Genomic DNA, 25,622 nt, shown 5'->3' with positions numbered 1-25,622 from the left:
GGCCACAACCTCATTCTGCGCCATGTTCATCGTCGGTCACCGGGGGGCCAGAGCGTCGGCCCCGGAGAACACCCTGCGTGCACTGGAGATCGGCATGGCATGCGCCGATTATGTCGAGGTCGATATCCGTCTGAGCCGTGACGGCGTGCCCGTCGTCATGGACGACGCCACTCTCGACCGGACGACCGATGGCAGCGGGGCCGTATGCACGTACCTGCTCTCCGAACTGAAGATGCTCGACGCCGGAGACGGAGAAAAAATCCCGACTCTTCAGGAGATCGTCTCTCTGGTCACCGGGCGATGTGGCCTGTTTGTCGAGATCAAGGAGAAAGGGAGTGAGGAGACGGTCTGCCGCGTGCTGAGCGGATATGATCCTGAAAAACTCTTTGTCGTATCATTCCATGAAGAAAGCATCAGAAAAGTGAAGGACCTCCTGCCCGGTGTCAGGACAGGTTTCATCTTCTCGCGATGCGGGGGGGATCCCCTCTCGTTCGCCGTTTCTGTCCGTGCTGATGCGATCCTCCCCAGGAAAGACCTCCTTACCTCCTCTCTCGTTGACCCGGCACATTGACTGGGCCTCATCGTGATCCCTTGGGTGCTGAATACAGGAGACGATGTTCTGGCGGCACAGGACGCCGGTGCCGACGGCTTTGCATCGGACGACCCCTGCACGATGAGAGCGTTTCTCACGGACGCGGAGAAGACCCGGAGACGAGAACAGTGATGCTAGTGTCGTGTCAACCCCCAAATGTCTAACCGGGGGGCCACTGATCACGCTCTTCACGGCGAGGCGGCGAGGGGGATCACCGCTTCGTCGCCGCCCCGCCCCTATCATCACCATGGGTGGGTCTGGATTGTGATTGGGCCGGGAAGGAGAGGGTGGATCATGAAGAGGATAATGTCGTTCCCTCAGTTCTCTTCATATGAGGAGAGAGAGATCTCGTTCAATTACATCGTGTTGGCGACCTTTCATTCTTGACTGGCCACTAGTCGTGAAAACCTCATGGGAATGAGGTCGGTGTGGCTGTCCAGCCTGCCCATCCAGAGGGCAGGGAAAGGTGAGAAATAATCTCAGTCATGGGAGAATAGCCTGTGAATCGCCATTATGGAGTGCACACCGGATCCGGGCACACTCGTCAGGGAATCGACCAGAGGGCTGGGAAACTTATATATATCTGATCCGAATACCTACGTCTCAAACTGTTCCCTGGAAAAGGTAGTGTCGTATTTTGGGGATAATGCGAGGGATATCTGATTCATGCTGGGAATACTCAGAGAAGATCCTGAAGTCTGGGCCCTCTATACACGGAGTGAAGAATATACTCCCGGCTTCCGCGACCGGTATGACCGTTTTCCTTTCTATCTCAGCAAGAACCGGAATATTTTCGAACCGGTTGCCTCACGGTATCTGTTTGACAGGGGTTTCCGCCCTGAGTACCCTGACGGCAGGCAGTTCGCGCTCTGCCTGACACATGATATCGATACAGTGTACAGTTCTCTCCATGGCAAAGGGGTGAAAGCGTTCAATGCCCTCCGCGACGGTCGTTTCTCTGATGCGAAGCGGTCCCTGGTGCAGATGAAGACGAAGAGGTTGCCCTGGTGCAATTTTCAGGACATTATCGCGATGGAACAGGCCTATGGTGCCAGTTCAACCTTTTTCTTTCTTGTTCTGGACCCTGAAAGCGAGGATTATGCCTATGATATCGAAGATCTGGGGCCGGATCTGGGCATGATCGTGGACCAGGGACATGAGGTCGGCCTCCATGGCGGCCACCAGACCTATAATAATCCTGAGGACATCAGGGAGAAAAAAAGACGGCTGGAAAAATTGCTGAATGAACCGATAGTGGGTTATCGGAACCACTATCTCAAAATTAAAGTACCTGATACCTGGGAATATCTCTTAAAGGCCGGGTTTCAGTATGATTCGACAATGGGATTTGCTGATTGCGCCGGTTTCAGAAATGGGATGTGTTATCCGTACAAACCGTTTGATCTCAGGAATAACCGGCCGATGGACATCGTTGAGATCCCTCTCGCGATCATGGACAAGACGCTCTTTTACTACATGCATCTTGACCTGGACCTCTCGTGGGAGCTGACCCGGCAGATTATTGAGAATGTGAAGCAGTGCCACGGCGTTCTCAATGTCCTCTGGCATAACAACTGCATGTCAGGGGACTATCTGAAACTGTATAAAAAACTGCTGGATTATTGTTCAAAGGAAGGTGCGTGGATGACATCGGGCAAGGAGCTTTATGATTGGTGGTCCAGGTATCTCTGACATCTCGGTCCGGCGTCTTGGCATGGACGAACTCCCTGCATGGGACGCGGTCGTGAGATCTGCGCCTGAGGGTTCGATATTCCATTCCAGTCCGTGGCTATCTGTCATGAGCCGTGCACGGGGGATGGACTATAAAATCTACGGGTGTTTCGATGAGGGAAAACTTATCGGGGGCTGTCCTCTTTTTTTCTATCAGATCGGAGGTCTCCTCCATATCGGAACATCGATCCCGCCGATGAATCCCTACGGCGGGATCGTTTTTCTGTCTCAGGAGGGGGGCAGTGGCCGTGCCCGCGAGCAGAGGCGGCAGGATGCGATACGGTCCCTGATCGGGTATATGAATGCGGAGGACTTTGACAGCCTTCATATTGTGAACGCTCCGGAGTGGAGAGATATCAGGTGCTTCATCTGGGAAGGGTGGCAGACCAATGTGTTGTATACGTACTATATCGACCCGGCCGCGGTCAGTTTGTCGAGAAATGCAAAGAGGAATGTGAAAAAAGGAACAGAAACCGGGATTGTAATCCGAAAATCAGAAGACATCGACACATTCTATAAACTCTTCGAGCGTACTTTCCAGAACAGGGGCATGGCGCCACCCCTTCAGAAACCCCTGTTCCGCAGCATATTCGAGACCTTCCACGCACGCGGCAACTGCGAACTGATCACCGCGCAGAACCCGGACGGCGACGTGATCAGTGGGGATTTCTATCTCTTCGACAACCGGAGGGTCTACCGCTGGGCTGCCGCAACCAGTCACGAGTCCAAGGCTTCCGGGGCCTCCTTCCTCCTTCTCTCCGAGGCCATCCGGGAGTTCAAGGAGAGGGGATACCGCGAGATGAACCTGATGACCGCAAATATTCCCTATCTCGCCGAGTTTACCCAGAATTTCAGTCCGAACCTCGTCCCCTATTACGGGGTAACGAAAAAGTCCGCGTATCTGAAACTTTCTTCCGCGATCATGGGTACCTGAAAGGGCTCATCATCCTGTTTTTTTTGCTCGGGAGATAGTGTTCATCTGCTCGCCGCCGGTCTGGAGTTTTTCTCGAATCCCTTTGTTCATCTCTCATTCTGGATTGGCCCCGGAAAGATAAGACAGGGATCCTGATGAGGATGGTTGCTATTCCACCTCTGTCCGGGTGTGGGGAGCGAGCGCTCGTGAACTTGAGAAAGGGGGCTTACCCTCGTCACTGGCACTTCTGAACAGGAATTTTACTGTGGACTCTATAATACGCGATTACGCGATCGCTCTCTGCGAGGATATCAACAGAGTCGAATTACCCTGAAATACACCGGAGCATTTTCATGGAGCCACCTGAAAAGAATGTTTCTGGAGTGAGTCTCCGCACTATTTATTGCTCGATCCGAACCTCTCCGGCCACAGGGCAGGATCCCTGGATCCCGTCGTCAGGGATGATAAGACTCAGATAGCTTTGTATGATAAGGCCGTTCAGTCTGATTTCAGGGACCGCACTTTCCTGGCCGACCAGTGAGACAAGGGAGGGGTACTTCATCAGCGCATCCGGAAGAGGCAGGCGGTTTTCTTCCAGCATGGCAAGGATTTTGTTGTACCATGATGTTTTTTGTCCCCCTGTACAGATGAGATGCATGAGGAAGGACGGCCCGTGTCTCGCATCTGAGAGGAAGTTGTTCAGGGGTGTCTCAAACCTGCTCGTACACTCTATCTTGCGAAGGGCTTCATATTTTCCGACAAACAATCTCTCCCTGGCATACCTCTTGTACAATTTCTGTCCGATGCGGTGGTGCAGGGGCACATGCAGGTAAAAATCGATCAACTCGGCATCCCAGAAGGGCAAACTCCAGGAATAGCCGAAAAATTCGTACACACGAACCGCGTTTACGATGAACTTTGCCTGGCGTTCGTAGAAATCAAAATATTCAAGGGCGTTTGCACAGGAGTCATTGTCGTGGACCCTGATATCCCCGCACCCCCGTGCAATCTTCTGTGAATAGAGAGAACGAAGACCATTGTGGTTCCAGCCCAGCAGGGAGTAATGTTTTGTGAGAAGATCGTCTATGACTTTTTCCTGCGAATAGTTCCCGTCTTTTTGGTACGATGCCGGGATATGCGACCCGCTGAGCATATCTCCCGCGTGCCCCGGCACAAAGACCGCATTGTCCTGAACAATGCCCTCCGCTTTCAGCGTACGCACGGCAAAAAAATCCTGGATATGAGGTTGCGACGCCAGGTTTCCGCTATATTTCTGGTACGTCCTCATCTCAGGGGATGTGTAGCACTCTTCCCAGGCGTCCTGCGTGTACTCGATGAAATGCCAGGGGTACTCCAGTGCCTCCGCCACTTTTTGGCTTGCTCTGCTCTCCCTGTTGATGGGGTGCCCGTAATTATAACAGACAACATCTTTCGCCCCCACAATTCGGAGCATTGCGGCGATGATCCGCGAATCGAGTCCGCCGCTCAAAGGAACGACAATCTGTTGCCCTCTCCCGGCAGTGGATGCCATCAGCCTCTCGAAGGCCCTGTACAGGATCTCGTCCAGGACATTCATCAATGCTGTCCCGTCCTCCTGGTAGTAGTCGCCATGGAGGTACCGATAGTAGGGGGTCGTATGGACCGATCCCGTTCTCTTATCCAGGACAAGGATCTCGCCCGCATTCGTCTGCCTCAGGCCCTGAAAAAGCGTGCCTTCGCCGGTTACATACCCTGTTACCAGAAACTCCGCTGCACTCTCCGGGTCCAGTGCCGGGTGCAGGGCAGACCTGATGATGTTCGCATCGTCCGAGACGATGATACGGTCCTGAACTGTGGCATAGAAGAGAGGGACACTCCGTATCCGGTCAGATATACAGAAGAGGCGGGCGTCCGTTTCGATGACGATGCAGAACTCGCCGATGGTTCTGGCCGCGACCTCCCTGAGGCGGTCGACTTCAGGGACGCCGGAACCCTGCCCTATGACTTCCCTGACCACCTCAGAATCAGACAGGACATCGGTCCCCCGAAAAAATGTCCCCTTGTAATAGCAACGGAACCCCCCGGATTCTGCCTGTTTCCATGGGTAATAGGGATTATTCAGGTATAGTTCCAGATACATGCGCTCTCCGTCCCAGAAATCTTAGATCTATCGATGTCACGTCCGTGTGATGCTATAAATGTATTTTCTTCCCGCCTTCGCTGAACCGGTATTCCCATCGTGTCATCGACAATCATCTTCGGAAGGCAGGTTTTCGTATTGAAAGCGATGTAAAATCATTAAAATATTAATCGGGAGTGTCCAGCAGATTTAACTGGCCCATCACCCTCTCCGGGATGCCACGCGGGTTCTGCTCACCCATCCTGTCCGCCCACCCGGTATGTTTGCAATCACAGTCGAGACCGTCAAAGACCTCCGTGTTGAAATCCAGATTATGCATGTCGATCCGTTCAAGGATCTCCCTGTCGCATGTCCCGCAATTTCTGGCGACGTCCAGCGACTGGACCGAGTACTGGGACGGACTGATGTACATGTCCATCCCCTCCCCGTACATCCCCTTATACTGCCGTATCACTTCGAGAACGCTCCATAACATGGGCGGGGAGTAGAGGCCCTTCTTCCAGAGTTCGTGAACGACCGTGTTCCTCTCGACCGTCGTGACCTCGAGGTCCACCCTGCGGATGCCTCGGGCATACAGGTACCCCACTGTCGAAACCACATCGGAGATGGCCTCCTGCTCGGTTAAGAAGGGGGGTTTCAGCAGGAGAAGCGGTTTGAAGGACACACCAGAACCATTCATCTTTGCAAGATAATGATCATAGTTCCGGGCGGTAAAGCCCTTGTTGATGCAGAGGTTCATGACCTCGGGATTGGCCGACTCGAACCCGAACAATATTTCCAGTTCCTTATCCGGGAGATGTTTTTTAATCCGCTGTGCCATTTCAATGGAGTCGTCATTTATCCGGGACTCGATGACCACTCTCCTGATGCCCGGAAAACTGTTGAGGACGGACGAGATCTTTTTCTGGGCTTCGCATGAGATCTCCCTCTCGTCAAGGAAGTTGCCGTCATTGTATAATGCGACGACCGGATAATCGTTCAGATCCACGGTATCGGCGACATGCTCGATCTGGTTGATATAGTCCTCGTCCGAGACCTTGACCCCCTGGTTGGTGCTGCAGTAAAAACCGCACATCGTGCACCCACCACTTTCCCGGACCCATTCGCACCCTGTCGACCGAAGAAAAATCACAAGGCGCCTGCAGGGTTTCCCGTCCATGTGACCGACTCTCTCGTCGGTTCCGATCGGAAGCGAGTAATCAATATGATCTGTTTTAACCGTCTCATGGCCCCGTACATTCCTGGCCAGATCCTGAACCCGTCGGAGTGCTTCGTTATATCCTGAAGAATCCGGAACCTGCATCCTGTCTGATAAGTATGCCACGTGCCCCCCCGACCATCCCATATTCATTCAGATATATATATTTATCCCGGGTGAAAAAAAAGCGGGAAATCATCGAGGAGTCTCTCTGGAGTATTCGGGAATGCCGACTTCCCAGATACATTCTTTTTTGCTTTTCAGGTTTCCTTCGTCAAGACGCGGAATATCTCCATATTGCAGGAGATATTCAAGGTTCAGAAGGCTGATGATTGTTAATGCAGATGGATCATGCCTGCGCTGCATTACCATCGTCCTGACGTGAGGATACCTGCTGCCGCTGATATCTGTCATAAGAGCATTCTTTTTGAGGAGGAGGGGCCGGAGATCCCGGTACCACAGGGCATAGATTCCCCTGTCCGCGATACGGTCGTAGACCAATCTGAGTTTGTTTTGTGCCGACATCCATCTCTGAGAGAGGGAATCGCCGATTCGGGTCGTACATTCGATAGATTTTAACTTTTTCAGGTCGCCCGAGAAGGCCTTCTCCCGTGCGAAACGGATGTACAGTCTCTGCTTCATCCTGTACTGCAGGGGAACCTTCATGAAGAACTCCATGAATTCGTTGTCCCAGAAGGGGGTCCGCCACTCATACCCGTAATATTCGTACGTCCTGACTGAGTTGATGATATATTTCGCCTGTCTCTCCCTGTAATCAAAAAATTCGATGGCGTTGGCTCCCGACTCCCTGTCGTCCCCGTGGACCGCAGGGGAGAGAGACCGGACTCTCTCTTCAAAGATCTTCCTGAGCGGTTCGTCATTACCTATGTCCCAGTAGGAATGGTGGTCGGCAAGGACATAGCGCACGGCCTCTTCGGGGGTGCATCCCTGCCTGACATCGTAGGACCGGGGTAATTTACACCCGGAGAGCACGTCGGCCCCGTGGCCAGGGACAAAAACCGATCCGTCAGGTACGATCCCGCGTTCTTTCAGTTCCCTGACGGCGGGCATGTCCTGGATATGAGGGAGAGACGTGAAGTTTCCGCTGTATATGAGCGCTTCTGCCAGCTCGGGCGAACGGTACAGGTCGGCCCACTTTGCCGGGGTATATTCGATGAAATGCCAGGGGTACCCCAGTGCAGCGGCCACCTCCCGACTGAACCGCGACTCCCGGTTGTTCCTGATCCCGTACGTAAAGCAGGTCACGTCCTCAACTCCAAGACGTTTGAGTAGTGCCACAAGGACTCGTGAGTCGAGTCCGCCGCTTAAGGGGACGACGATATGTTTCCCCTGGTCAACGGTGGTCGTGATGAGGCGGGCGAAGACGTTCGTGCAGACCTGGTCCAGGCGCTCGATCATATCCTCTTCGGAGACCGGAAAAAAGTCCCCGTGTCCGTACCTGTAATGGGGAGAGAGGTCGGTTTTTCCCGTGATCTTATCATGCAGAAGAAACTCTCCTGCCTGTATCTGTTCAATCCTGTCAAAGAGAGTGTCTCTGCCGGTGACGAATCCGGTCACGAGAAACTCGGCCGCACGTATGTCGTCGGGCACCGCATGCACCGACTGTTTCAGGGCCTGCGCCTCGTCGGCGACGAGGAGGCCTCCCTGAGTCCGGGAATAAAAGAGGGGGATGCTCCTGACCCTGTCGACGGCGCAGAGCACGCAGTCAGGTGCATCGACGACAATCGCATATTCTCCGTTCAGGTGACTGAAGAGTCCTGCGATATCATCGCTGTCTCTGACAGACAGAGACACCTCCCCCGAGAGATATGATGCCAGGTCTTCGTCGTCTGTCAGGATGTTGTCGACGAATATGTGGCCTTTGATATAGCAATCCGCGTTATCCGTTTCGATGTGTCTCCACGGTGAAAAACGGTTGGATAGGCGAATTTTTACCTGCATATGCAGTCACCACGACCATTATTCATATTCTTGCCCAAAGGTCCCGACATCATGAGCGGGAGAAACATGCCATGAAGGTGCGTACGCACGCGGTCTGGCGGTGGCGATGTCGCCCGTTTTCCCCTCTGCCGGTGAAAGTCTCAGGTAAAGTCCCTGATGCCTGTACGCCTGATCGGCATGACACGCCACCTGCGCAAACAGGCATGTACCTCTTCTGTCTCCCCCCGATTTGTACTGCCTATAGCAATGCTTTATTTATGACTTTCGCTGGCGGCACCTTTCGCCGCCCCTTTTCTTTGTTGTCGGGATTCAGGTGTAATATTTTTCCAGATCTTTCGGGAAACACCCGATCGAAAAAATCGGCATATGACAATATTTACCTGATCTATTCCGTCTCGCCCAGGTAATCCTGGCCAGGCGTCATACTGACAAACCTGTTCTATTTATACCTTTTTTCAATCAATCCCGGTAACAGGCATACTTCTCATCGAGATCAGAATATCCAGAAATTCCCTGAAACTATCATCGGCGTCCCCGACCATTCCGGGAATGACGTGACGCGACCTCCGAGCATATCTCTCCGACCTTCCGGGCAACGACCTCCCAGCTGTTGTTTTTGCTGACATACTCGCACCCGGCCCTCCCCATCTGCATCCTCTTCTCGCGGTCGGCCAGGAGCATCGTAACAGCCGAAGCGATGGCCTGCGGGTCCTCGGATCTGACCGGGATACCTCCTCCTGAGAGGTCGAGCAGTTCTCTGACGCCCGCGATGTCGCTTGCCACGACAGGTTTTCCACACCCCATGTATTCATAAACTTTCAGGGGAGAAAGACCAATTTTGTCATTTCTATCCCTGATAAACGGTGCGACGCAGACATCGCTGGCAGTGACATAGTCGGGTACGCTCTCATAGGGCACCCTCCCGGTGAAGCAGATTCTATCCCCGACTCCCAGTTCGTCTGCCAGGGCGGCGCACTGTTCTCTCATCACGCCGTCGCCGACAAGCAGGACGCGGGCCGCCGGCCAGGTGTTGCAAATGAGGGGGACGGCCCTGACGAGATCGGGCAGGCCCTGCCAGGGGGCAAAATTGCCGGTGAAACAGACATATCTTGCCGAGAGGTCCAGGCCCAGCTTTTTTCGCGCCTCTTCCTGGTTGCCGGGCCTGAAGATCCTGGTGTTCGCCCCGTTTTCGATGACGGTGATCTTTTTTTCGTCCACCCCGTACTCTTCGATCAGGTGGCGTTTTATCCCCGCCGTCACGGCGATGATCGCATCGGCTCTTTTGAGCAGGTACTGTTCGGAGACGGTACAGAGGGTATGGTTCATCCATGCGGCAATACCTGAGGAAGAGTGATTGTCGTCGATAAGCCTGATCTCGTCCCCGAAAAAGCCGTTGACCTCGCATATGACCGGCGTGCCATGGATCCTTCCGGAAAAAAGGTCCCCCAGGACACCGAAAAACGAGTTTCTGGTATAGATGACATCATATCTCCGGAAGTGGTCCCTGTGAAGAAGGGACCTGACAATACTTCCGTACAGTCGAAGATTGCCCCGGTCTGGTATGGGGGAGCAGATGATATGATCCGTATGCACAAAGGACAGGTCGAAGGCCGAAAAGATATGGAGCCTGTTATGTCGGGCTGCAAGTCCATCGATGAGCTCGCAACTGTGAGTTACCTTCCCGTTGGCACCTTCGAATGATTTCAAAGGTTCTATGAACAAAATATCCAGGCCGCCCCTTTCTCCCGGCATCACACGCTGTAAGTGCACATCCGGATATAAAGATACCTCCGGGGGGAGCGCCAGGGTCAACTCCTTTGCGTATCTCCGACAGGGTGATTGATTGGTATACTACACCAGGGCTCGAAAAAAATGAACGAAAGGTTCTTAATTGACCAGCATAATAGTGGAGTCTGCCTGCCGATGAAATGGGGCAAGAGTGTCGGAGGATCTCCCGGTCGTAATGGGGGATCGGAAACTTTTCCGGGTCTGTCAGTTCGTACCGTTTGTCCTTCTCAAAGGAGTGAAAACAGTTGATATCTGCAGATAAACGAAGGATAATTATTCTGGTGGTGGCATTCATCCTTGTTCTGACAGGTATTGCCGTTATAATCTTTCAGACCCCCGTTCCTCCCCGCGTCGGCGAGAACGTCACCCCCGAGCCCGAACGTCCTCCATGGCCTGTGGGGCCGGTCGTTATTGTTGCCTCACAAACAAGCGCGGTGAAGACGCCATACCCCCCTGACTTTGTCTGCGACGGCCAGGACGATCAAAAAGAGATCGCTGCCGCATTCCGCGCTCTCCCTCCAAAAGGAGGCACGGTCGTCCTGATGGACGGCACATTTTACTGCACTGACTCGTTCGACCCCGCGAATAACTCCACGCTCCTGGGGCAGGGCCCGGACCTGACAGTCCTGAACTTTCTCACTGCAGGGTCGGTCAGGATGAATTCCGGGAAGGACATACGCCTCTCGAACTTCGGGATCACAGGCAAGGGCAGTGTCTATATCAGCACGTCAGATGTTGATGTCGAGGACGTAGAGGTCTTCCATGTGGACAACTCCTATATTGCGGCATTCATGATCTACGCGGCCAACGAAGTGATCAAAAATGTCACCTTCGTCAATTGCAGGGCCGTGGACGTCGATCGATGGGGTTTTGTCCACTCTGGTGAGGGAAAACCGAACATTGTGCGGGACTGCACCTATACGAACTGTCAGGCGATCAACTGCGGCCGGTATGACCAGTACTATGGTGTCGACCACCAGTACGGCGAGGCCTGGGACGTGGGTTTCGATATCGCCGAGTCTCTCCAGAGCGCGGACAATATCTCATATATCGACTGCCATGCCGAAGGATGCTGGGAGTCAGGGTTTCATGCCGAATCTCACGTCCTTCTTACCAATATAAGACTCATAAACTGTACCAGCAGTGATAATGCCCAGAAACAGAAGATTGGTGGAGAAGAGGTGGACTTCGGTGCAGGATTTCTGGTGAATGAGGGGATGTACCTTGAGAACTGCACCTCTGAAAACAATACCGCAGGCTTTCACTGTTCCAGGGCCGATGACAGTTACCTTGTCAATTGTCTTGATAGGGGGTCGGAGAAGGGTTTTTTGATGCTGACCATCGGAGAAAAAGGTCTGCACCTGCGCTCATGCGCCACCGAGGACACCGTTGAACCGGTCTATGTCTGGACCGGGCCGACACTGAACATCACCTTGGAGGATATGGCGATCCATTCCCAGACCCCGCGCCCTGCTGCCGGGATCACCGTGAATGCACTGGCACAGAACCCGGACGGGATTTTTGTCCGGGACAGCGTGATATCGGGGTATGATCCGGGTATCGTCAACCTGGCAGAGAATCGGGGACGTGTGAAGGTCGCGAATGTGTCGGTGATAGGGTCAGAGAAAAATTTTATAAATTGCAATGTGATCACTATATGATTCCTCGCCATTTCTTTTTATAATCACATAACAGGGCCATAAGTGCCTGGTGAATGACATTTGATACATTTTGTCTGAAAATGATATTGCGATTAAAAAAATTTAATACTCCTGGCAATGAAGTTATTTTAACAATTTGTCCTGTAGCGATGTTCTGAAGGTGGGGGAGATATTTTCCTGGCTCTTCGGTTACGTGCTCTTTACTATATATATAAATTGTGCAAGTGGATATCATTTTTTAGTGCTCTGATCTTTTTATTGTTCATTAACGCTGTATTGTCCGATAATACCAGATAATTATGTGGATATTATAAAATAGAATCGTTTATATGTGGCTACTCGAAACTAATTATTTGTAATACAAAAAACCAAAAAACGAGCAGAAGGTGAAGAACGAACGGATTCAGAGGACAGTATATGAGATTAGCATCACTATTAACACTAGTTGCGGGATTGGCCCTGCTTTCCTGTCTTGTTCAGGCAGTAGGCGCAGCATCCCTTGTTGTTGCAGCAAGCGACAGCAGCAACTTAGTAAAAAATCAGGCAGATTATGTCTGTGACGGCACGAGCGATCAGGTTGAGATCAACAAGGCACTTGCTGCCCTCCCCTCAGGCGGGACGGTCATTCTCTCCAAGGGCCATTACACCCTGGACGGAAATGTCGCCCCGAAAAGTTCCACGGCCCTCAAAGGGGAAGGCGAAGATGCGACATTTCTGAATTTTGTCTCATCCGCAGCAGTCTCTCTCTCTGGAGTGAGCAATGTAAAAGTATCCGATCTCCAGATAAACGGGAAAGGACGCGTTTACATCAGTTCGTCCCACCACGTCATTGAAAATGTGAAGGTGTACAATGTCGACAACTCGTACATGGCCGCCTTCATCATCTACGCGTACAGCAAGACAGTCGAAGACATTCAGTTCATCAACTGTAAGGCGATCGACTGCGACCGCTGGGGCTTTGTCCACAACGGTGGCGGCTGGGGTACCCCCTCCGTCGTCAAGAACATCAGGTACACGGACTGTCAGGCCATCAACTGCGGCAGGTACGACCAGTACTACGGTGAGAGGCACCAGTACGGCGAGGCCTGGGATGTCGGCTTCGACATTGCCGAGTACATCGACACCGTCGAGGACGTCACCTACACGCGGTGCGTCGCCGAGGGCACCTGGGAGTCCGGTTTCCACGCCGAACCACCCCCGAAGCTGAAGAACGTCAGGCTCATCGACTGTGTCAGCCGTGACAACGGCCAGAAGCAGAAGACCGGCGCTTCCCACCCCGACTTCGGTGCCGGGTACATCGTCATGGAGGGCATGACCCTTGAGAACTGTATCTCCGAGGACAACATCGTCGGCTTCATGTGCGACTACCCCGACGGCAGTTCCGTCTCCGGGTCCAGCGACAAGGGCTCGCTGATCGGTTTCCGCATCCTCAGTGTCGGTGCGGGCGGTCTGCAGATCGCGTCGTCTTCGGTTGCGAACTCCCCCGAGCCTGTCCTCTTCCTTGCAGGCGGCTCCAAGGTGAGCATGAACGGGCTGACCATCTCGTCCAGCACCTCCCGGTCAACATCGGGCATCAGGGTGCAGTCGAAGGTCTCCGCTCCAGCGTCCATCCAGGTCGCAAACTCGAAGATCTCCAACTATGCCACTGGCATCAACAACCAGGCCTCTGCAAATGGTCTGGTGCAGGTCTCCAATGTCGAGGTGACCGGCGCGAAGACCAACTTCATCGGCACCAAGGTCATTGGTCCGGTGATCCCGCCGACTCCTACCCCGACACCTGAGCCCACACCGATCCCAACTCCAACACCCACACCAACTATCACACCAACCCCGACACCCACGGCTGAGCCCACACCCGAACCCACGCCTGAACCGGACAACGGCAAGGATGTGCTGCTGGTCACCGGGAACTCGTACCTGAGCCCCGGCGACAAAGCCGTGAAGGATCACCTTGAGTCGAAAGGCTACACGGTGACGACGAAAGAAGACGACCTTGTTACCGCGGCAGATGCGGAGGGCAAGGACGTCGTGATCATCTCGTCCAGCTTCAACAGCGGGACTGTCGGTGCGACGCTCAAGGACGTTGCCGTTCCGGTGATCTCCTGTGAAGCATGGCAGTACGACGACCTCAAGATGACCGGCACTGTGGTCGGCACCGACTACTCTGCGGCTGCAGGTCAGACGCAGGTCGCCATCGCCGATGCGGCAAGCCCGCTCGCCGCCGGCCTCGAAGGCACCGTGAGAGTCACCGGGACTGCCGGCTACGAGATGTTCGGCCTGCCTGGTGCAGGTGCGGCAAAGGTCGCCACCGTCGTCGGTCAGTCCGACAAGGTGACGGTCTTCGCCTATGACACCGGCGCCGAGATGGTCGGCATGAAGGCACCCGCACCCCGTGTCGGGTTCTTCCTCCACGACCAGGTCGCAACCAGCACCACACCCGAAGGGTGGGCGCTCTTCGATGCGGCAGTGAAGTGGGCGGCTGAAGCCGGCGGGTCGACGGAAGTCCCCCCGACCCCCGAACCCACACCTGAACCCACACCCGAACCCGGCGAACCTGCAAAGGTGCTGCTGGTCATCGGGAACTCGTACCTGAGCCCTGGCGACAAAGCCGTGATGAACCACCTTGAGTCCGCAGGCTACACGGTAACGACAAAAGAAGACGACCTTGTTAGCGCGGCAGATGCGGAGGGCAAGGACGTCGTGATCATCTCGTCCAGCTTCAACAGCGGGACTGTCGGCACCACCCTCAGAAATGTCGCCGTTCCGGTAATCTCCTGTGAGGCATGGCAGTATGACGACCTCAAGATGACCGGCACCGTGGTCGGCACCGACTACTCTGCGGCTGCAGGTCAGACGCAGGTCTCCATCGCCGATGCGGCAAGCCCGCTCGCCGCCGGTCTGGAAGGCACCGTGAAAGTCACCGGCACCGCCGGCTACGAGATGTTCGGCCTTCCGTCTGCAGGTGCGGCAAAGGTCGCCACCGTCGTCGGTCAGCCCGACAAGGTGACGGTCTTCGCCTATGACACCGGCGCCGAGATGGTCGGCATGAAGGCACCCGCACCCCGTGTCGGGTTCTTCCTCCACGACCAGGTCGCAGCCAGCACCACACCCGAAGGGTGGGCGCTCTTCGATGCGGCAGTGAAGTGGGCTGCGGGTACGGACGGTTCGACAGAAGTCCCCCCGACTCCCGAACCCACACCAGAACCCAGCGAACCTGCAAAGGTGCTGTTCATCACCGGGAAAGCAACCCTGGAAACTGGTGACCTTGCGGTCAAGAAGCACCTCGAGTCCGCGGGCTACACCGTGACAACGAAGGAAGACAACCTTGTCACTGCAGCAGATGCAGAAGGCAAGGATCTGGTCATCATCTCATCCAGCCTTGGTAGCGGGACTGTCGGCACGACGCTCAGAAACGTCGCCGTGCCGGTGATCTCCTGCGAGGCCTGGCTCTATGACGACCTCAGGATGACCGGCACCTCCCGCGGCACTGACTACTCTGCGGCTGCAGGTCAGACGCAGGTCGCCATTGCCGATGTGGCAAGCCCGCTCGCCGCCGGCCTGGAAGGTACCGTGAGAGTCACCGGCACTGCCGGTTCAGAGATGTTTGGCCTTCCGTCTGCAGGTGCAACGAAGGTCGCCACCGTCGTCGGTCAGCCCGACAAGGTGACGGTCTTCGCCTATGACACCGGCGCCGAGATGGTCGGCATGAAGGCACCCGCACCCCGTGTCGGGTTCTTCCTCCACGACCAGGTCGCAGCCAGCACCACACCCGAAGGGTGGGCGCTCTTCGATGCGGCAGTGAAATGGGCGATCAGCAACGCGTAAATGATCCGCCCCTAACCTTTTTTTAATTCCCCTGTCCCTCCAGGGTCACACGCACTTTTGCCCGGCGACACTCTCCGTCCCCCTGCTTGCCGGGTTTTCTCGATGTCTTATGGTCCCCACTCTAGAGGGTGGACGGCAACCTCTCTCCTCAGGATATCTCTTCAGTTTTCCCCGGACCAATCCTGATTTCAGGGACGGCGGAGAGAGTTCAAGAATGTTTTCGGCCTTCGAACCCTCTTTTTTCCCTCACCCGGTCCAGATCGTGGCCCCGCCATTGGCGTAGATCTTACTCTTGTGCCGGAAAAGCTGGGCGAACTCGTCCATGTCGCGGTATTTCCCGTCGAAATCGATAAGGTTGCCGTCCACCACGTTTTTGTGCCTGAGATAAACATAACTCTCGCGGGACACCCAGCCGTACTGGACAAAGGAGGCAAGAGACGAGGGTGGCATCGTACCCAGACTCATCAGCCGCGATATCCCGAAGCCGTCGGCAAAGATCCTCATCTCCGGGTCCATCCTCTGTTTTAACCAGACTGCCCCCTGTGCTTCCGTTTCATGGACATACTTCATGTCGTACTGCGGCCCGTCCGCATGGAAGACGACATCGCGGTGGTCGCCATACAGGGTATGCAGGACGCCTGTCACCGAGAGGAAGTACGGGAGCAGGACGACAAGGATCACCGCCAGCGACATCTTCAGCAGCATGTTCCGTCCGCCGCCCCGCGAAGGGGTCAGGTGCTGCTCTCTCCGTCCCCTCTCTTCAGGGTACCGTACGACAAAACGCAGGGCTTCGGCAATTGCAATCCCCCCGACTACGAACATGACCGAAAGGATCGTGTTGGAGAGGGGGAGCACCCGGGCGAGGTCGTACCCGTCAGAGACATAGGGCACGACGACCATCAGGCCGAGGAGACCGGTGACGATGATGACCAGGACAAAAAACAGGCCGCTGAACTTTTTCTCCAGGTACTCCGCCGTCTCCCTGCCCGGAAGGACCGTGCGCCTGAGGTCCAGGGCCACTGCAAGGGACCCGATCGCGATGAGGCCGATACTGACCCAGGACAGTGCCAGCTGGACAACATAGGGGAAACCCTTGTCGAGAGCATGTGCGCCGAACAACCTCTGGACGTCCTGGCCGCGCGTCCCGGGCGTCAGAAACTGGTCCAGGTTTTCAATGGTCTTGTCGATGAACTCCAGGAACATCTGCGACGGGACGACTGTGACCAGGGCGTACCAGACATACATCAGGGCAAGAAAGATCACCAGGATATCGAACGACGGTGCGGGACGGACCGGGTACCTGAGGGAGAGAATGCCGGTTCCGACCCATGCAAAAACCAGGATTCCAAAGAAGATAAACGACGTCGAGTAGTGGGAAAAAATTGCGGCAGCGATGAAGAGGACGATCAGAACCTTCTTCCGTGCAGGATTCATCCCCTCGTTCAGGAGCAGCATGACGGTCAGCATAAAGAAGAGCAGGGCGAGGACAGTCCTGCTGTTCGACGCGGCCGTCATGAACTGAGGCTGGATCATGAAAAATGCCGCGGCGAGAAAGGCATAGACCCCGCCCAGGTACTGTTTCGCAATGCTATAGACGATCAAGGGAGAGATCGAGAATATCAGTGCAAAGAGAACCTTAAAGAGCATCATCGGCGGGACGCCCGTGAAGATCTGGAAGGCCGACGGCAGGATAGATATGCTGAGGCACGAGTCAAGTTGTGCGCTCCCGATGATCGACCAGTGTGCATTCTCCAGCGTGGTTATAAAGGTGAAATATTCAAAGTGAGAGTCTGTTCCGATGATATAGTTCGACCTGAGGGCGAGCGGCAGGATGAGGGTGACGCTCAGGAGCAGGATGGCTGCAGGCATGAGCCATGGTGAGACCCTTGCATGGCAGATGCTCAGTGCGGCGATATAGACGAAGACGGCAATCAGGAGGCCGAGAAGGAGGAGGTTGTTCCCGGCCGTATTGATCTGATGCATGCCAAGGACGCTCAGTGACGGGAAGACCAGACCCGGCAGGAGGAACGCCATGTCCGCCGCCTTTATCGACAGATCAGAGAGAGAAAACGACCTATCGTTATTGGCGATGTACCAGACCGCGGCGAGGACGATGATCGCCAGGTTGTAGAAGTCGAGGAGCAACCGTCCGGCAAATGGATTTGCGATGCCGAGATACATCAGGAGATTGTTATACAGCAGGCCCCCGATCATCAGGAAGGCGATGCTCGCCCCGATGGCAAGGAGGCAGTATTCCAGCAGGGTGATCTTTCCGGGCCTGAGGATGGAGAGGATCAGCATGCCCGGGATGACCGCGATGACCGCCGCCCCCAGCACCTCACGTACGACCGGTATGTCCAGGATAAAGGCCCCATCGAAGAGGAGAAGAATCCCGACGAGGGCTATCAGACGTTCGCGTGCAGAGAGTTCCATGATGACCTCACGATGATATGTGTGCGAGTATCTGTCCGTACTGCCTGACCGCCGCGTCGTACGTATAGGACCGCTCGATCAGTTCCCGCGCCGTCTCGCTGATACCCTTCATGTCAGGGTGCCTCAGCGCCCGCCTGATATTCTGTGAGAGAGTCCCTGACGAGTTGTCTTCGGTGATAAACCCGGTCACGCCGTCCCGGACCAGGGCCGGTATCCCGCCCACCGGCGTGGCAAGGACGATGCACCCGCATGCCATCGCTTCGAGCACGATGTTGGGGAGCCCCTCCCTGTACGACGGCACGACAAGGACTTTGATAGTGTTCAGGTGCCGGGGAAGATCGGTGTTGTCGATCCAGCCGATGACGTCCACGAATTCCCTCAACTGGTCTCGTGCAAGGATGGCCTCGACCTCACTCCTGAGGTCGCCGTCGCCGATGAGGGCCACCCGGCACTCTTCTCCGTCCAGCGCCGTCCCCAGGGCGGACACGAACTCGATGATCCCCTTCTCGCGGGAGAATCGGCCTACAAACCCGAGGTCGTACTTCCTCTCTGAGATCCCCTTCTGGACGGCAAAACGCGCCGTGTCGACGTACAGGCTGCCTGCCCATGTCTTTTTCTCATAGTGCCCCATGTCGTAGAGGCCGACGAAGTTCTCGCTTTCCGGGATGATCGCATCGGAGATCCCGTAGGTGACCGCTTCGACCCCCTGGTACAGCATCTGCAGGGGACGGTTTTTCCGCTGCCAGTACTTTCCGATGACCCGCGAGGTCCTCCCGTCCGTGCGGAGGGCCACCCGTTTTCCCTTCAGTTTCGCGGCAAGCATCGGGAGGACAAAATAGTCGGCGCCGAATGCGAAGATCACGACGCCCTGGTCCTTCCCCAGACGCAGCACCTGGTGCACCACCCGCATCTGGTGGAGGACGAGATACCAGAGGCGTGCGGCAAGGGGCTTCTCTACCGTCCGGTCAGGGATCTTCAGGAGCGTGAACTCTCCTGCCGGGTAGTTCTTGTCCTCCTGTTCGGTGATGATCCAGGTGATCTCCCGGGAAAGGGGTTTCAGGATTTGCACCAGTTTCAAGGCCGTAAAGTAGAGGTTCTGGTTCTTGAACCACCGTGATGTGACCAGGACAATGTGAGGCTTCGGTTCCATGTATCTCCTCTTTGGGGGCGGAGTTCAGGTCGTAATCTGCGTCGTGCCATATATTTGTTCCCCACGTCCGGGAGTGGGATCGTCAGGTTATCTTTTTTTCGTCGTTCTGTTCCTCTATCAGGTGCCGGTCAGGTCCCAAAAGTCCGGCATAATCTCTGGAATATCTTTAGATGAGGCTCTTCCCGCTCCCGCCCCTGCCGTTTCCCCCGACCCCGAGGATGTCCAGGATCGTGGGGCTGACGTCCTCCAGACCCGCCTCTGTCAGGGCCTGATTGCTGGTGCCGGGTACCCGGAGGAAGAAGATCGGCGTGTCCCCCCGGTGGGAACCCGGATAAAAACTGTGGGTGTTCGACGTCGAGAAGATCGACTCGTGGATCGCCCAGCCCGCGCCGTACCCCTCCCTCAGTTTGAAGAGGATGTCGGGGTACTTTTCCAGGTGCCGCCCCTGGTAGAGGGCTTCCCTCTCGCGGATCCACTCGAAGACCGGTGCGCCGGTGGACAGGGTGTACGAGGAGAGGAGGTCGATGATCTCCTTCCTCACCTCGTCGTACCCCTTCTCAGGCCCCAGTTTCTCCCGCGCGATGAGGATCCCCCCGTAGTTGTAGGCCTTCATGCCGGAGAGGTCGGTGCAGTGCGCCACCGTCCGACCGAAGTCGATGGACGAGGGGACAGTGTAATACTCCTTGATCCCGGGGTGTTTTCTGAGGATCCTGAGGGCGGTCCCGCGGAGTGCCGTTCTCTGGATGATGTTCACCGCCGCCCGCTTGACCTTCTCGCCGGCATTTTTTATCGGGGCCGAGATCCCGTTGTTCGCGACAAGATAGCCCTCCAGCCTCAGGATCTCGTTGATGTTGATCAGGTCTGACGGCCGCATCGTGTGGCCGTGGTCGCTCATGACAATCACGGCGGTGTCTGGCGGGATGCCTGAGATCAGGGACCCGACGACCTCGTCGTAGGTCTGGTAGAAGTGCCTGATGGTGTCCCTGAAGGGGTTGTCGTCGCCCGGGTACATGGGGTCTTCCGGGTCGCAGTAATTCCAGAAGATGTGCTGGACAAAGTCGAGGGCCGAGGAATAAAAGAAGAAGAGGTCCCACCGGGTCGAGCGCATTATTTCTTCGGCAACGGCGGCCTCCCTCCTGACGACAGATTCGAGGCGTTCGAGAAACTCCTGATATTCCCCTTTCGAGTCAGGGATACGGTCGGGCATCAGGAGGCCGGCCACATCGCCGTTGATGCCGGGGACGGTTTCGGGATAGGTCTGGACACCGGTATTCTTCGGGCTCCTGCTCACCATCGTCCCGTAGACCGGCCATACGGGGTATCCGATATGGGGGTTGACGACACAGACCCTCTTTCCTGCCTCCCCTGCGGCGTCCCAGAAGGTTCTGCCGCGGACCAGGGACGAGTCGAGGTAGTCGGTCTGGTAGATCGAGGTCTTCTCCAGCGGGTCGACGAAGTGAACCACGCCGTGCTCGGCAGGGTTCAGGCCGGTGTAGATGGTCGCCCATGCCGTGTCCGAGTCTGGCGGGAAGACCGAGTGCATGGCGATCGGCGGCGAGGCCTCCTTCAGTCGTCTGAGGTTTGGCAGGTCGTCGATAAAGGCGTCGACAAGCAGGGAGTCCATGCTGTCGATCCCGATCACGGCAAGCCGCGTCATGGCGCCACCCCCGTGTACCTGAGGACGCTCTGCCTGATCGTCTCGCCGGGCAGAGACCCGTCCAGGACGACGGCGCCGACGGTTTCCGCCGACATGAGGTACAGCCGCCGTCTCTCCTCAAGGTACCGGACAGAAGGCGTGTCGTCCTTTCGTTTCATCGCGACCTCCTCGGGGAGGTCGATCAGGAAGGTGACGTCAGGCCGCGGGAAACGGCCGTACATCTTCCTGATCACCTCCTCGACCTCCTCCTCAGAGTAGTGGAAGTCGACGGCGAGGTCGGTGACGACGGTGTCGATGATATAGCGGTCGCAGACAAGGGTCCTGTTGAGGAGGGTGACCGGGAGGGAGACCCTGAGGGTCAACTGGAGGGCGTATTCCCAGAAGAGGAGGCGCTGGTAGAGGCGGGCAAGCAGGGTGTGTTCCTGTGCCGCCTCCTTCTTCGACCCGGCATAGTCGGAGTAGTCCTGGAACATGTCTTTCTTCCGGAAAAAGAGGAGTTTCCCCAGGTACATCAGGGGCCTGAGTGCGGCGGGCTGGTACCGTCCGTAGACGTACCGGGTGTCGACCCCCCGCCTGTGCAGTTCGTCTGTCAGGTACTTTGCAAGGGTCGTCTTCCCTGACCCGTCAATGCCGGTAAAGCAGATGATCTTTCCTCGTCTCATGGTTTTTCTCCGCAGAGCGTTTGGTACATGCCACTGACCTCGTCGGCCACGCGGCCCCAGGAGCAGGGGAGCACCTTCTCCCGTGTTGTGACTGTCACCCTTCCGTCCAGTGCCAGGCGTACATATCCCGAATACTCCTCACCCGACCTGGCGACGAAGAGGCCCTTCCCTTCAGGGAAGAACTGCATGACCCCGTCGAAAGGGGCCGTGACCACCGGGAGGTTGCAGGCCATCGCCTCCATGACCGTGAGGGGGAGAAAGAGCGTCTTTCCCCGGGGAAAGACGTAGCAGTCGGCAAGCTGGTAGAGTTCCTCGATCCGGCTGTAATACCCCTCCATGACGATGCACCCGTGCTCCCTGAGGTACGCGGCATATTTCCTGTCCCGCGCGAAGCGGGGGCTCCCGACGATCACGACCTGGCAGTCCGGGATGGTCTGCTGGAGCCTGAGCAACTGTCCGAGGCCGCGGTCGGGTTTGACGTGGCCGACATGGAGGAGGACGGAGACCTCCCTGTCGAGGTCGTACTTCTCCCGCAGTCTCCCCTTCTCGCCCGCAGGCACCGGCCTGAACCGCACGGTATCGACGCCGTGGGGGAGAAGCCGTACCCGGGCTCCGGTCTCTTTCAGGAGGCGGGCGGCCTCAGGCGACTGGGTGACGATGAGATCTGGCGGGAAACGGGGGATCAGGGTGCGGACGACCGGGTTCCTGAGCACAGGGAGGCAGTTCGGGTGCAGGGCCGACATCACCAGTTTCGTGTCGTTTTTCGAGAGGGCCCGCGCCGCCTTGAGGGCGAGGAAACTGGAGAATGTCGGTGCCGTCATGTAGTGGACGACATCCGGGGAGAAGTCCCGCATCTTCTTCCAGAAGAGGGGGGAGGAGATCCCGCCCACGTCGAGGGGGAGGAGGTCGTGGCGGCTGCCAAGGTGCTCGACAAACCGTGCGGTGACATTCCTGAACCCCTCGTCCTCCTCGCCGGAGAGGGGGCCGATGATGCCGACCTTCACCTGAGCACCTCCAGGTAGACCTCTTCGTGTGCCACGGCGATCCTGTCCCAGTTCAGGCCCTGCACGGCAGACCGTGCGTTCCTGCCCATCTCCTCTCTCTCCTCCCTCGCAGCGATCAGGCGGAGAAGTTTCGCGCCGAGGTCCTCGGGATCGCCGGTCCTGCTGAAGAGTCCGTTCTCCCCGTCGCGGACCTGGGCCCTGAAAACCTCAAGCCCGCTCACCACCGCCGGGAGTCCGCACGCGGCCGCCTCAAGGATGGTGAGGGGGTACGCCTCCCCGAAGGAGGGGAGGGCGAAGATGTCCGCGGCATGGTACAGCAGCCTTTTTGTCTCCTCCCCCACTGTCCCGGTGAAGACGACGCTCTTCTCCAGGGAGAGGGCCCGCGCCTCCTCCCTGAGGCCCTCCCCGAAGGGGGTGAGCGTCCCGGCAAGGACGAGGGTGGTGTCCGGTGCGTCCCTGAGGACGGTCTGCAGCGATCTCAGGAGGATGTGTGGCCCTTTCCGGGGCACGAGGTTGCCGAGGAAGAGGACGATTGCTCCTTCTTCCGGAAGCCCTAACCTCTTCCTGCACTCTTTTTTTGCGAGGGGCGTCTCCAGTTCGGCGAGATCGATCCCATTCGGGATGACGCTGATCCGATCCTGAAAAGGCCGGAGGTGCGGGGACGAGGCGACGACCTCGCGGGAGAGTGCGATGATCCGGTTGCTCTTTGCAAAAGACTGTCTCAGGTAATACCCCGAATAGCCGTACAGCAGCGCCCGCCTGACAAGGTTTCCTGATCCCATGTCAGGGTCGAGGTGGTGGGTGACAACAAAGGGCGCCCGGTTTTTTCTGAGATGGCCGAGGGCCGCAAGGGTGGCCGGCGGCGACCCTGCATGGAGGTGGACGATGTCGAGGGGATGGGTGTCCTGCCCCCGCAGGTACTTCAGGGAGATCTCGGTTTCTGCAAGCTTCAGGTCTTTTCCGTACCTGACAACCGTAATCCCACCCTTCTCCTCGGTGTGGTCCTCCCTGTCGGCCGAGGTCGTGAAGATCCCGATCTCATGGCCGAGTTTCTCCAGTTCCAGGGCAAGATGGTAGACGACCTCGCCGACGCCGCTCCTGACATAGGCGCCGCCTTCGGGGACCTCGTCCACAAAGGGTTTTTTATAGGGGAAATCGGTCGTAAACAGTCCCACCCGCATTCCTTACGCCCCCATTGAACGGTATATCGACTCGTAGGCCTTCGAAACGCGGCTCCAGAGATATTTTCGGGTTACCAGGTCCTGCCCTGCCCGGGCGAGTCCGACCGCGGTGTTCTTATCGTCGATGACAGTCTGGACCGCTCGCGCGAGCGCGACCTCGTCCTTCGGCGGCACAAGGAGGGCGGACCCCGCGAAGTGGTCCCTCACCCCCGGGATGTCGGTCGTGACAACCGGCAGGCCGAAGTACATCGCCTCCAGCACGACTGTCGGGCAGACTTCGGAGAGAGAGGGGAGGACAAAGAGGTCGGCGTGCCGATACAGGTACACGAGCTCGTCGAGACCGACGTCGCCTGCCAGCACCACCGACCCTTCGACCCCTAGCTCCCGGATCAGGCGCTCGAAGTATTCCCTGTCCTCCCCCTCGCCGACCAGAATGCACCTGACGTCCCGGCCGTTGCCCGAATGCTTGATGATGGCCATCGCCCGGATCAACCATTCGAGGCCCTTTCGCCGGATCAGTCTGCCGACATAGAGGAGGTTGGTCCTGCCGCTGAGGTCGAAGTTTCCGTTCGCACCCCTGACGGCGTCGAAAAATTCGGGATCGATGGCGTTGTGCAGGATATCGATCTTGTCCGAGACCGAGGCGTTGATGGAGAGGACATAGTCCCTGTCGTCCGCGGAGTTCACGGCGATCCTGTCCACACGGGAAAAAATGCCCCTGCCTATGGTCTTGCTGTAGATCTTTTCCAGGGTGTCCCTGAAATTGTCGCCGAAGATCAACTGGCCGTGGCAGGTCAGGATGAGAGGGGCGCACCTGCCGTTCCTGAGAAAGGCGGCCGCCATGGCGGCGGTGCTGTGTTCGTTATGGGTATGGACGATGTCGCATTCCCTGCTCTCCCGTGCCAGGGTCATGAACGCGGGGGTGAGGGGGTTTCTCATGGGGCGTGCGAGACAGCGGTGCCGGGTTATTCTGATGCCCTCCGAAGTCTCGTACTCCTGGCTGTACGGATAGTTCGAGGTGATGATCTCGACGTCATGGCCGTGCCTGACAAGATATTTGCTGAGGTTGTAGACATAGCGCTCCTGCCCGCCATGATAGGGGAGGCAGTAGGGAACGATCTGGAGTATCTTCATGGATGGTCCCTCCTCAGGGTGGTCTATAGATGGGGTGAGGCTGTGACCGAATGCACAAGAGCGGTACCCTGTGGGAGCGGGTCGCCGGGTCGCTCTTCGGGGGTTCTGACGGATAATCCAGAGATACGGTTCCCTCTGTCGTCTGTTCAGGATCCATCCTGTCGCAGTGCCCGGGGCCGTAGCTATTTTAGACCCCGAAGTCGCCCATTTCTGCCGTGTGACAGGTCAGAGAAGATACCTGACGATTGAATCTGAACGAAAACCGTCCCCCCGTGGTTCGGTCGTATCGTCACTACACGACAATTGTATTTATATTTTTTCCATCCGGCCTGTTATACTCCCGATAGTATGATTGAAATCTCAAACCTCTGCGGGATTGAGGTAGATATATGCCGATTCTGGGGAGTGCCCACGGGGAAAACAAAAGAATATCATTATTGTTTCTGTGTCTGATCCGCTATGCCCGGTTCAGGTCCAGGATATGCACTTTTATGTTCCCCTCGCAGTTCCTGCTCGGGGCGTCAGGTGTCCCTTTCCTGACTGTCTGTAGGGTGATAAAGTCCTCTTATCTCATTGAATATGGGCACAATTCTGTCTGGCTGCCGATGTGCC

Annotated in this window: 17 protein-coding genes; 6 read left to right on the top strand and 11 right to left on the bottom strand. The window is 56.5% G+C overall.

Features of this window, described 5'->3' with window-relative positions; genetic code table 11:
• Positions 1–22: 22 nt before the first annotated feature.
• The 4 genes from BP869_RS02080 (at position 23) to BP869_RS02065 (ending at position 3,257) form a co-directional block, all read left to right on the top strand.
• Positions 23–571, top strand: coding sequence for a glycerophosphodiester phosphodiesterase (locus tag BP869_RS02080; RefSeq protein ID WP_342676424.1), 549 nt, complete (start codon positions 23–25; stop codon positions 569–571).
• A 24-nt stretch (positions 572–595) separates the two neighbouring features.
• Positions 596–724, top strand: coding sequence for a hypothetical protein (locus tag BP869_RS02075; protein WP_342676422.1), 129 nt, complete (start codon positions 596–598; stop codon positions 722–724).
• A 534-nt stretch (positions 725–1,258) separates the two neighbouring features.
• On the top strand, positions 1,259–2,284 hold the full coding sequence (locus tag BP869_RS02070; RefSeq protein WP_342676420.1) for a polysaccharide deacetylase family protein: 1,026 nt from the start codon (positions 1,259–1,261) through the stop codon (positions 2,282–2,284).
• A 337-nt stretch (positions 2,285–2,621) separates the two neighbouring features.
• The gene (locus BP869_RS02065) at positions 2,622–3,257 is read left to right on the top strand and encodes a GNAT family N-acetyltransferase (RefSeq protein ID WP_342676418.1); all 636 of its coding nucleotides are present in this window, start codon (positions 2,622–2,624) and stop codon (positions 3,255–3,257) included.
• Positions 3,258–3,636: 379 nt separating this feature from the next.
• Here BP869_RS02065 and BP869_RS02060 read toward each other — a convergent pair whose 3' ends face one another.
• The 4 genes from BP869_RS02060 to BP869_RS02045 all read right to left on the bottom strand — a co-directional run bounded on the left by BP869_RS02060 (position 3,637) and on the right by BP869_RS02045 (position 10,267).
• The gene (locus BP869_RS02060; protein ID WP_342676416.1) at positions 3,637–5,232 is read right to left on the bottom strand and encodes an asparagine synthetase B family protein; all 1,596 of its coding nucleotides are present in this window, start codon (positions 5,230–5,232) and stop codon (positions 3,637–3,639) included.
• A gap of 289 nt (positions 5,233–5,521) precedes the next feature.
• Positions 5,522–6,430 (bottom strand): hypothetical protein, encoded by a 909-nt coding sequence (locus BP869_RS02055; RefSeq protein WP_342676414.1) that lies wholly within the window; start codon positions 6,428–6,430, stop codon positions 5,522–5,524.
• Positions 6,431–6,748: 318 nt separating this feature from the next.
• Positions 6,749–8,368: an asparagine synthase-related protein gene (locus tag BP869_RS02050; RefSeq protein WP_342676412.1), complete on the bottom strand. Its 1,620-nt coding sequence runs from the start codon at positions 8,366–8,368 to the stop codon at positions 6,749–6,751.
• Between the two features lie 669 nt (positions 8,369–9,037).
• Positions 9,038–10,267, bottom strand: a complete 1,230-nt coding sequence (locus tag BP869_RS02045; RefSeq protein WP_342677387.1) for a glycosyltransferase family 4 protein — start codon at positions 10,265–10,267, stop codon at positions 9,038–9,040.
• Between the two features lie 317 nt (positions 10,268–10,584).
• Between BP869_RS02045 and BP869_RS02040 the strand changes: the two genes are divergently transcribed.
• Positions 10,585–11,964: a hypothetical protein gene (locus BP869_RS02040; protein ID WP_342676410.1), complete on the top strand. Its 1,380-nt coding sequence runs from the start codon at positions 10,585–10,587 to the stop codon at positions 11,962–11,964.
• Positions 11,965–12,381: 417 nt separating this feature from the next.
• Positions 12,382–15,789 (top strand): hypothetical protein, encoded by a 3,408-nt coding sequence (locus tag BP869_RS02035; protein ID WP_342676408.1) that lies wholly within the window; start codon positions 12,382–12,384, stop codon positions 15,787–15,789.
• Between the two features lie 246 nt (positions 15,790–16,035).
• On the opposite strand, the gene BP869_RS02030 is transcribed toward BP869_RS02035, so the two are convergent.
• From BP869_RS02030 to BP869_RS02000, 7 genes are all read right to left on the bottom strand, one after another.
• Positions 16,036–18,222: a DUF2206 domain-containing protein gene (locus BP869_RS02030; RefSeq protein WP_342676407.1), complete on the bottom strand. Its 2,187-nt coding sequence runs from the start codon at positions 18,220–18,222 to the stop codon at positions 16,036–16,038.
• A gap of 7 nt (positions 18,223–18,229) precedes the next feature.
• Positions 18,230–19,372, bottom strand: coding sequence for a glycosyltransferase family 4 protein (locus tag BP869_RS02025; protein WP_342676406.1), 1,143 nt, complete (start codon positions 19,370–19,372; stop codon positions 18,230–18,232).
• A 166-nt stretch (positions 19,373–19,538) separates the two neighbouring features.
• Complete coding sequence (locus tag BP869_RS02020) at positions 19,539–21,029, bottom strand: alkaline phosphatase family protein (RefSeq protein WP_342676404.1); 1,491 nt, start codon at positions 21,027–21,029, stop codon at positions 19,539–19,541.
• A complete protein-coding gene (locus BP869_RS02015) occupies positions 21,026–21,691 on the bottom strand; it encodes a dTMP kinase (protein ID WP_342676403.1) in 666 nt (221 codons plus the stop codon). The genes BP869_RS02020 and BP869_RS02015 overlap by 4 nt, the downstream gene beginning before the upstream one ends.
• Positions 21,688–22,695, bottom strand: coding sequence for a glycosyltransferase family 4 protein (locus tag BP869_RS02010; protein ID WP_342676401.1), 1,008 nt, complete (start codon positions 22,693–22,695; stop codon positions 21,688–21,690). Before BP869_RS02010 ends, BP869_RS02015 begins: the two co-directional genes overlap by 4 nt.
• On the bottom strand, positions 22,692–23,876 hold the full coding sequence (locus BP869_RS02005; protein ID WP_342676399.1) for a glycosyltransferase family 4 protein: 1,185 nt from the start codon (positions 23,874–23,876) through the stop codon (positions 22,692–22,694). Before BP869_RS02005 ends, BP869_RS02010 begins: the two co-directional genes overlap by 4 nt.
• Before the next feature lie 3 nt (positions 23,877–23,879).
• Complete coding sequence (locus BP869_RS02000; RefSeq protein ID WP_342676397.1) at positions 23,880–25,010, bottom strand: glycosyltransferase family 4 protein; 1,131 nt, start codon at positions 25,008–25,010, stop codon at positions 23,880–23,882.
• Positions 25,011–25,622: the final 612 nt, after the last annotated feature.

It is taken from the genome of Methanofollis sp. UBA420, assembly GCF_002498315.1.
Classification (GTDB): Archaea; Halobacteriota; Methanomicrobia; order Methanomicrobiales; family Methanofollaceae; genus Methanofollis.
This window is presented reverse-complemented; position numbering and strand designations above follow the sequence as displayed.

Coding starts and splice junctions, on each gene's coding strand:
- BP869_RS02020 (WP_342676404.1), bottom strand. CDS start 21,029: ATGACGCGGCTTGCCGTGATCGGGATCGACAGCATGGACTCCCTGCTT.
- BP869_RS02025 (WP_342676406.1), bottom strand. CDS start 19,372: ATGGAACCGAAGCCTCACATTGTCCTGGTCACATCACGGTGGTTCAAG.
- BP869_RS02000 (WP_342676397.1), bottom strand. CDS start 25,010: ATGAAGATACTCCAGATCGTTCCCTACTGCCTCCCCTATCATGGCGGG.
- BP869_RS02055 (WP_342676414.1), bottom strand. CDS start 6,430: ATGTGCGGTTTTTACTGCAGCACCAACCAGGGGGTCAAGGTCTCGGAC.
- BP869_RS02080 (WP_342676424.1), top strand. CDS start 23: ATGTTCATCGTCGGTCACCGGGGGGCCAGAGCGTCGGCCCCGGAGAAC.
- BP869_RS02030 (WP_342676407.1), bottom strand. CDS start 18,222: ATGGAACTCTCTGCACGCGAACGTCTGATAGCCCTCGTCGGGATTCTT.
- BP869_RS02035 (WP_342676408.1), top strand. CDS start 12,382: ATGAGATTAGCATCACTATTAACACTAGTTGCGGGATTGGCCCTGCTT.
- BP869_RS02005 (WP_342676399.1), bottom strand. CDS start 23,876: ATGCGGGTGGGACTGTTTACGACCGATTTCCCCTATAAAAAACCCTTT.
- BP869_RS02065 (WP_342676418.1), top strand. CDS start 2,622: ATGAATGCGGAGGACTTTGACAGCCTTCATATTGTGAACGCTCCGGAG.
- BP869_RS02015 (WP_342676403.1), bottom strand. CDS start 21,691: ATGAGACGAGGAAAGATCATCTGCTTTACCGGCATTGACGGGTCAGGG.
- BP869_RS02070 (WP_342676420.1), top strand. CDS start 1,259: ATGCTGGGAATACTCAGAGAAGATCCTGAAGTCTGGGCCCTCTATACA.
- BP869_RS02045 (WP_342677387.1), bottom strand. CDS start 10,267: ATGCCGGGAGAAAGGGGCGGCCTGGATATTTTGTTCATAGAACCTTTG.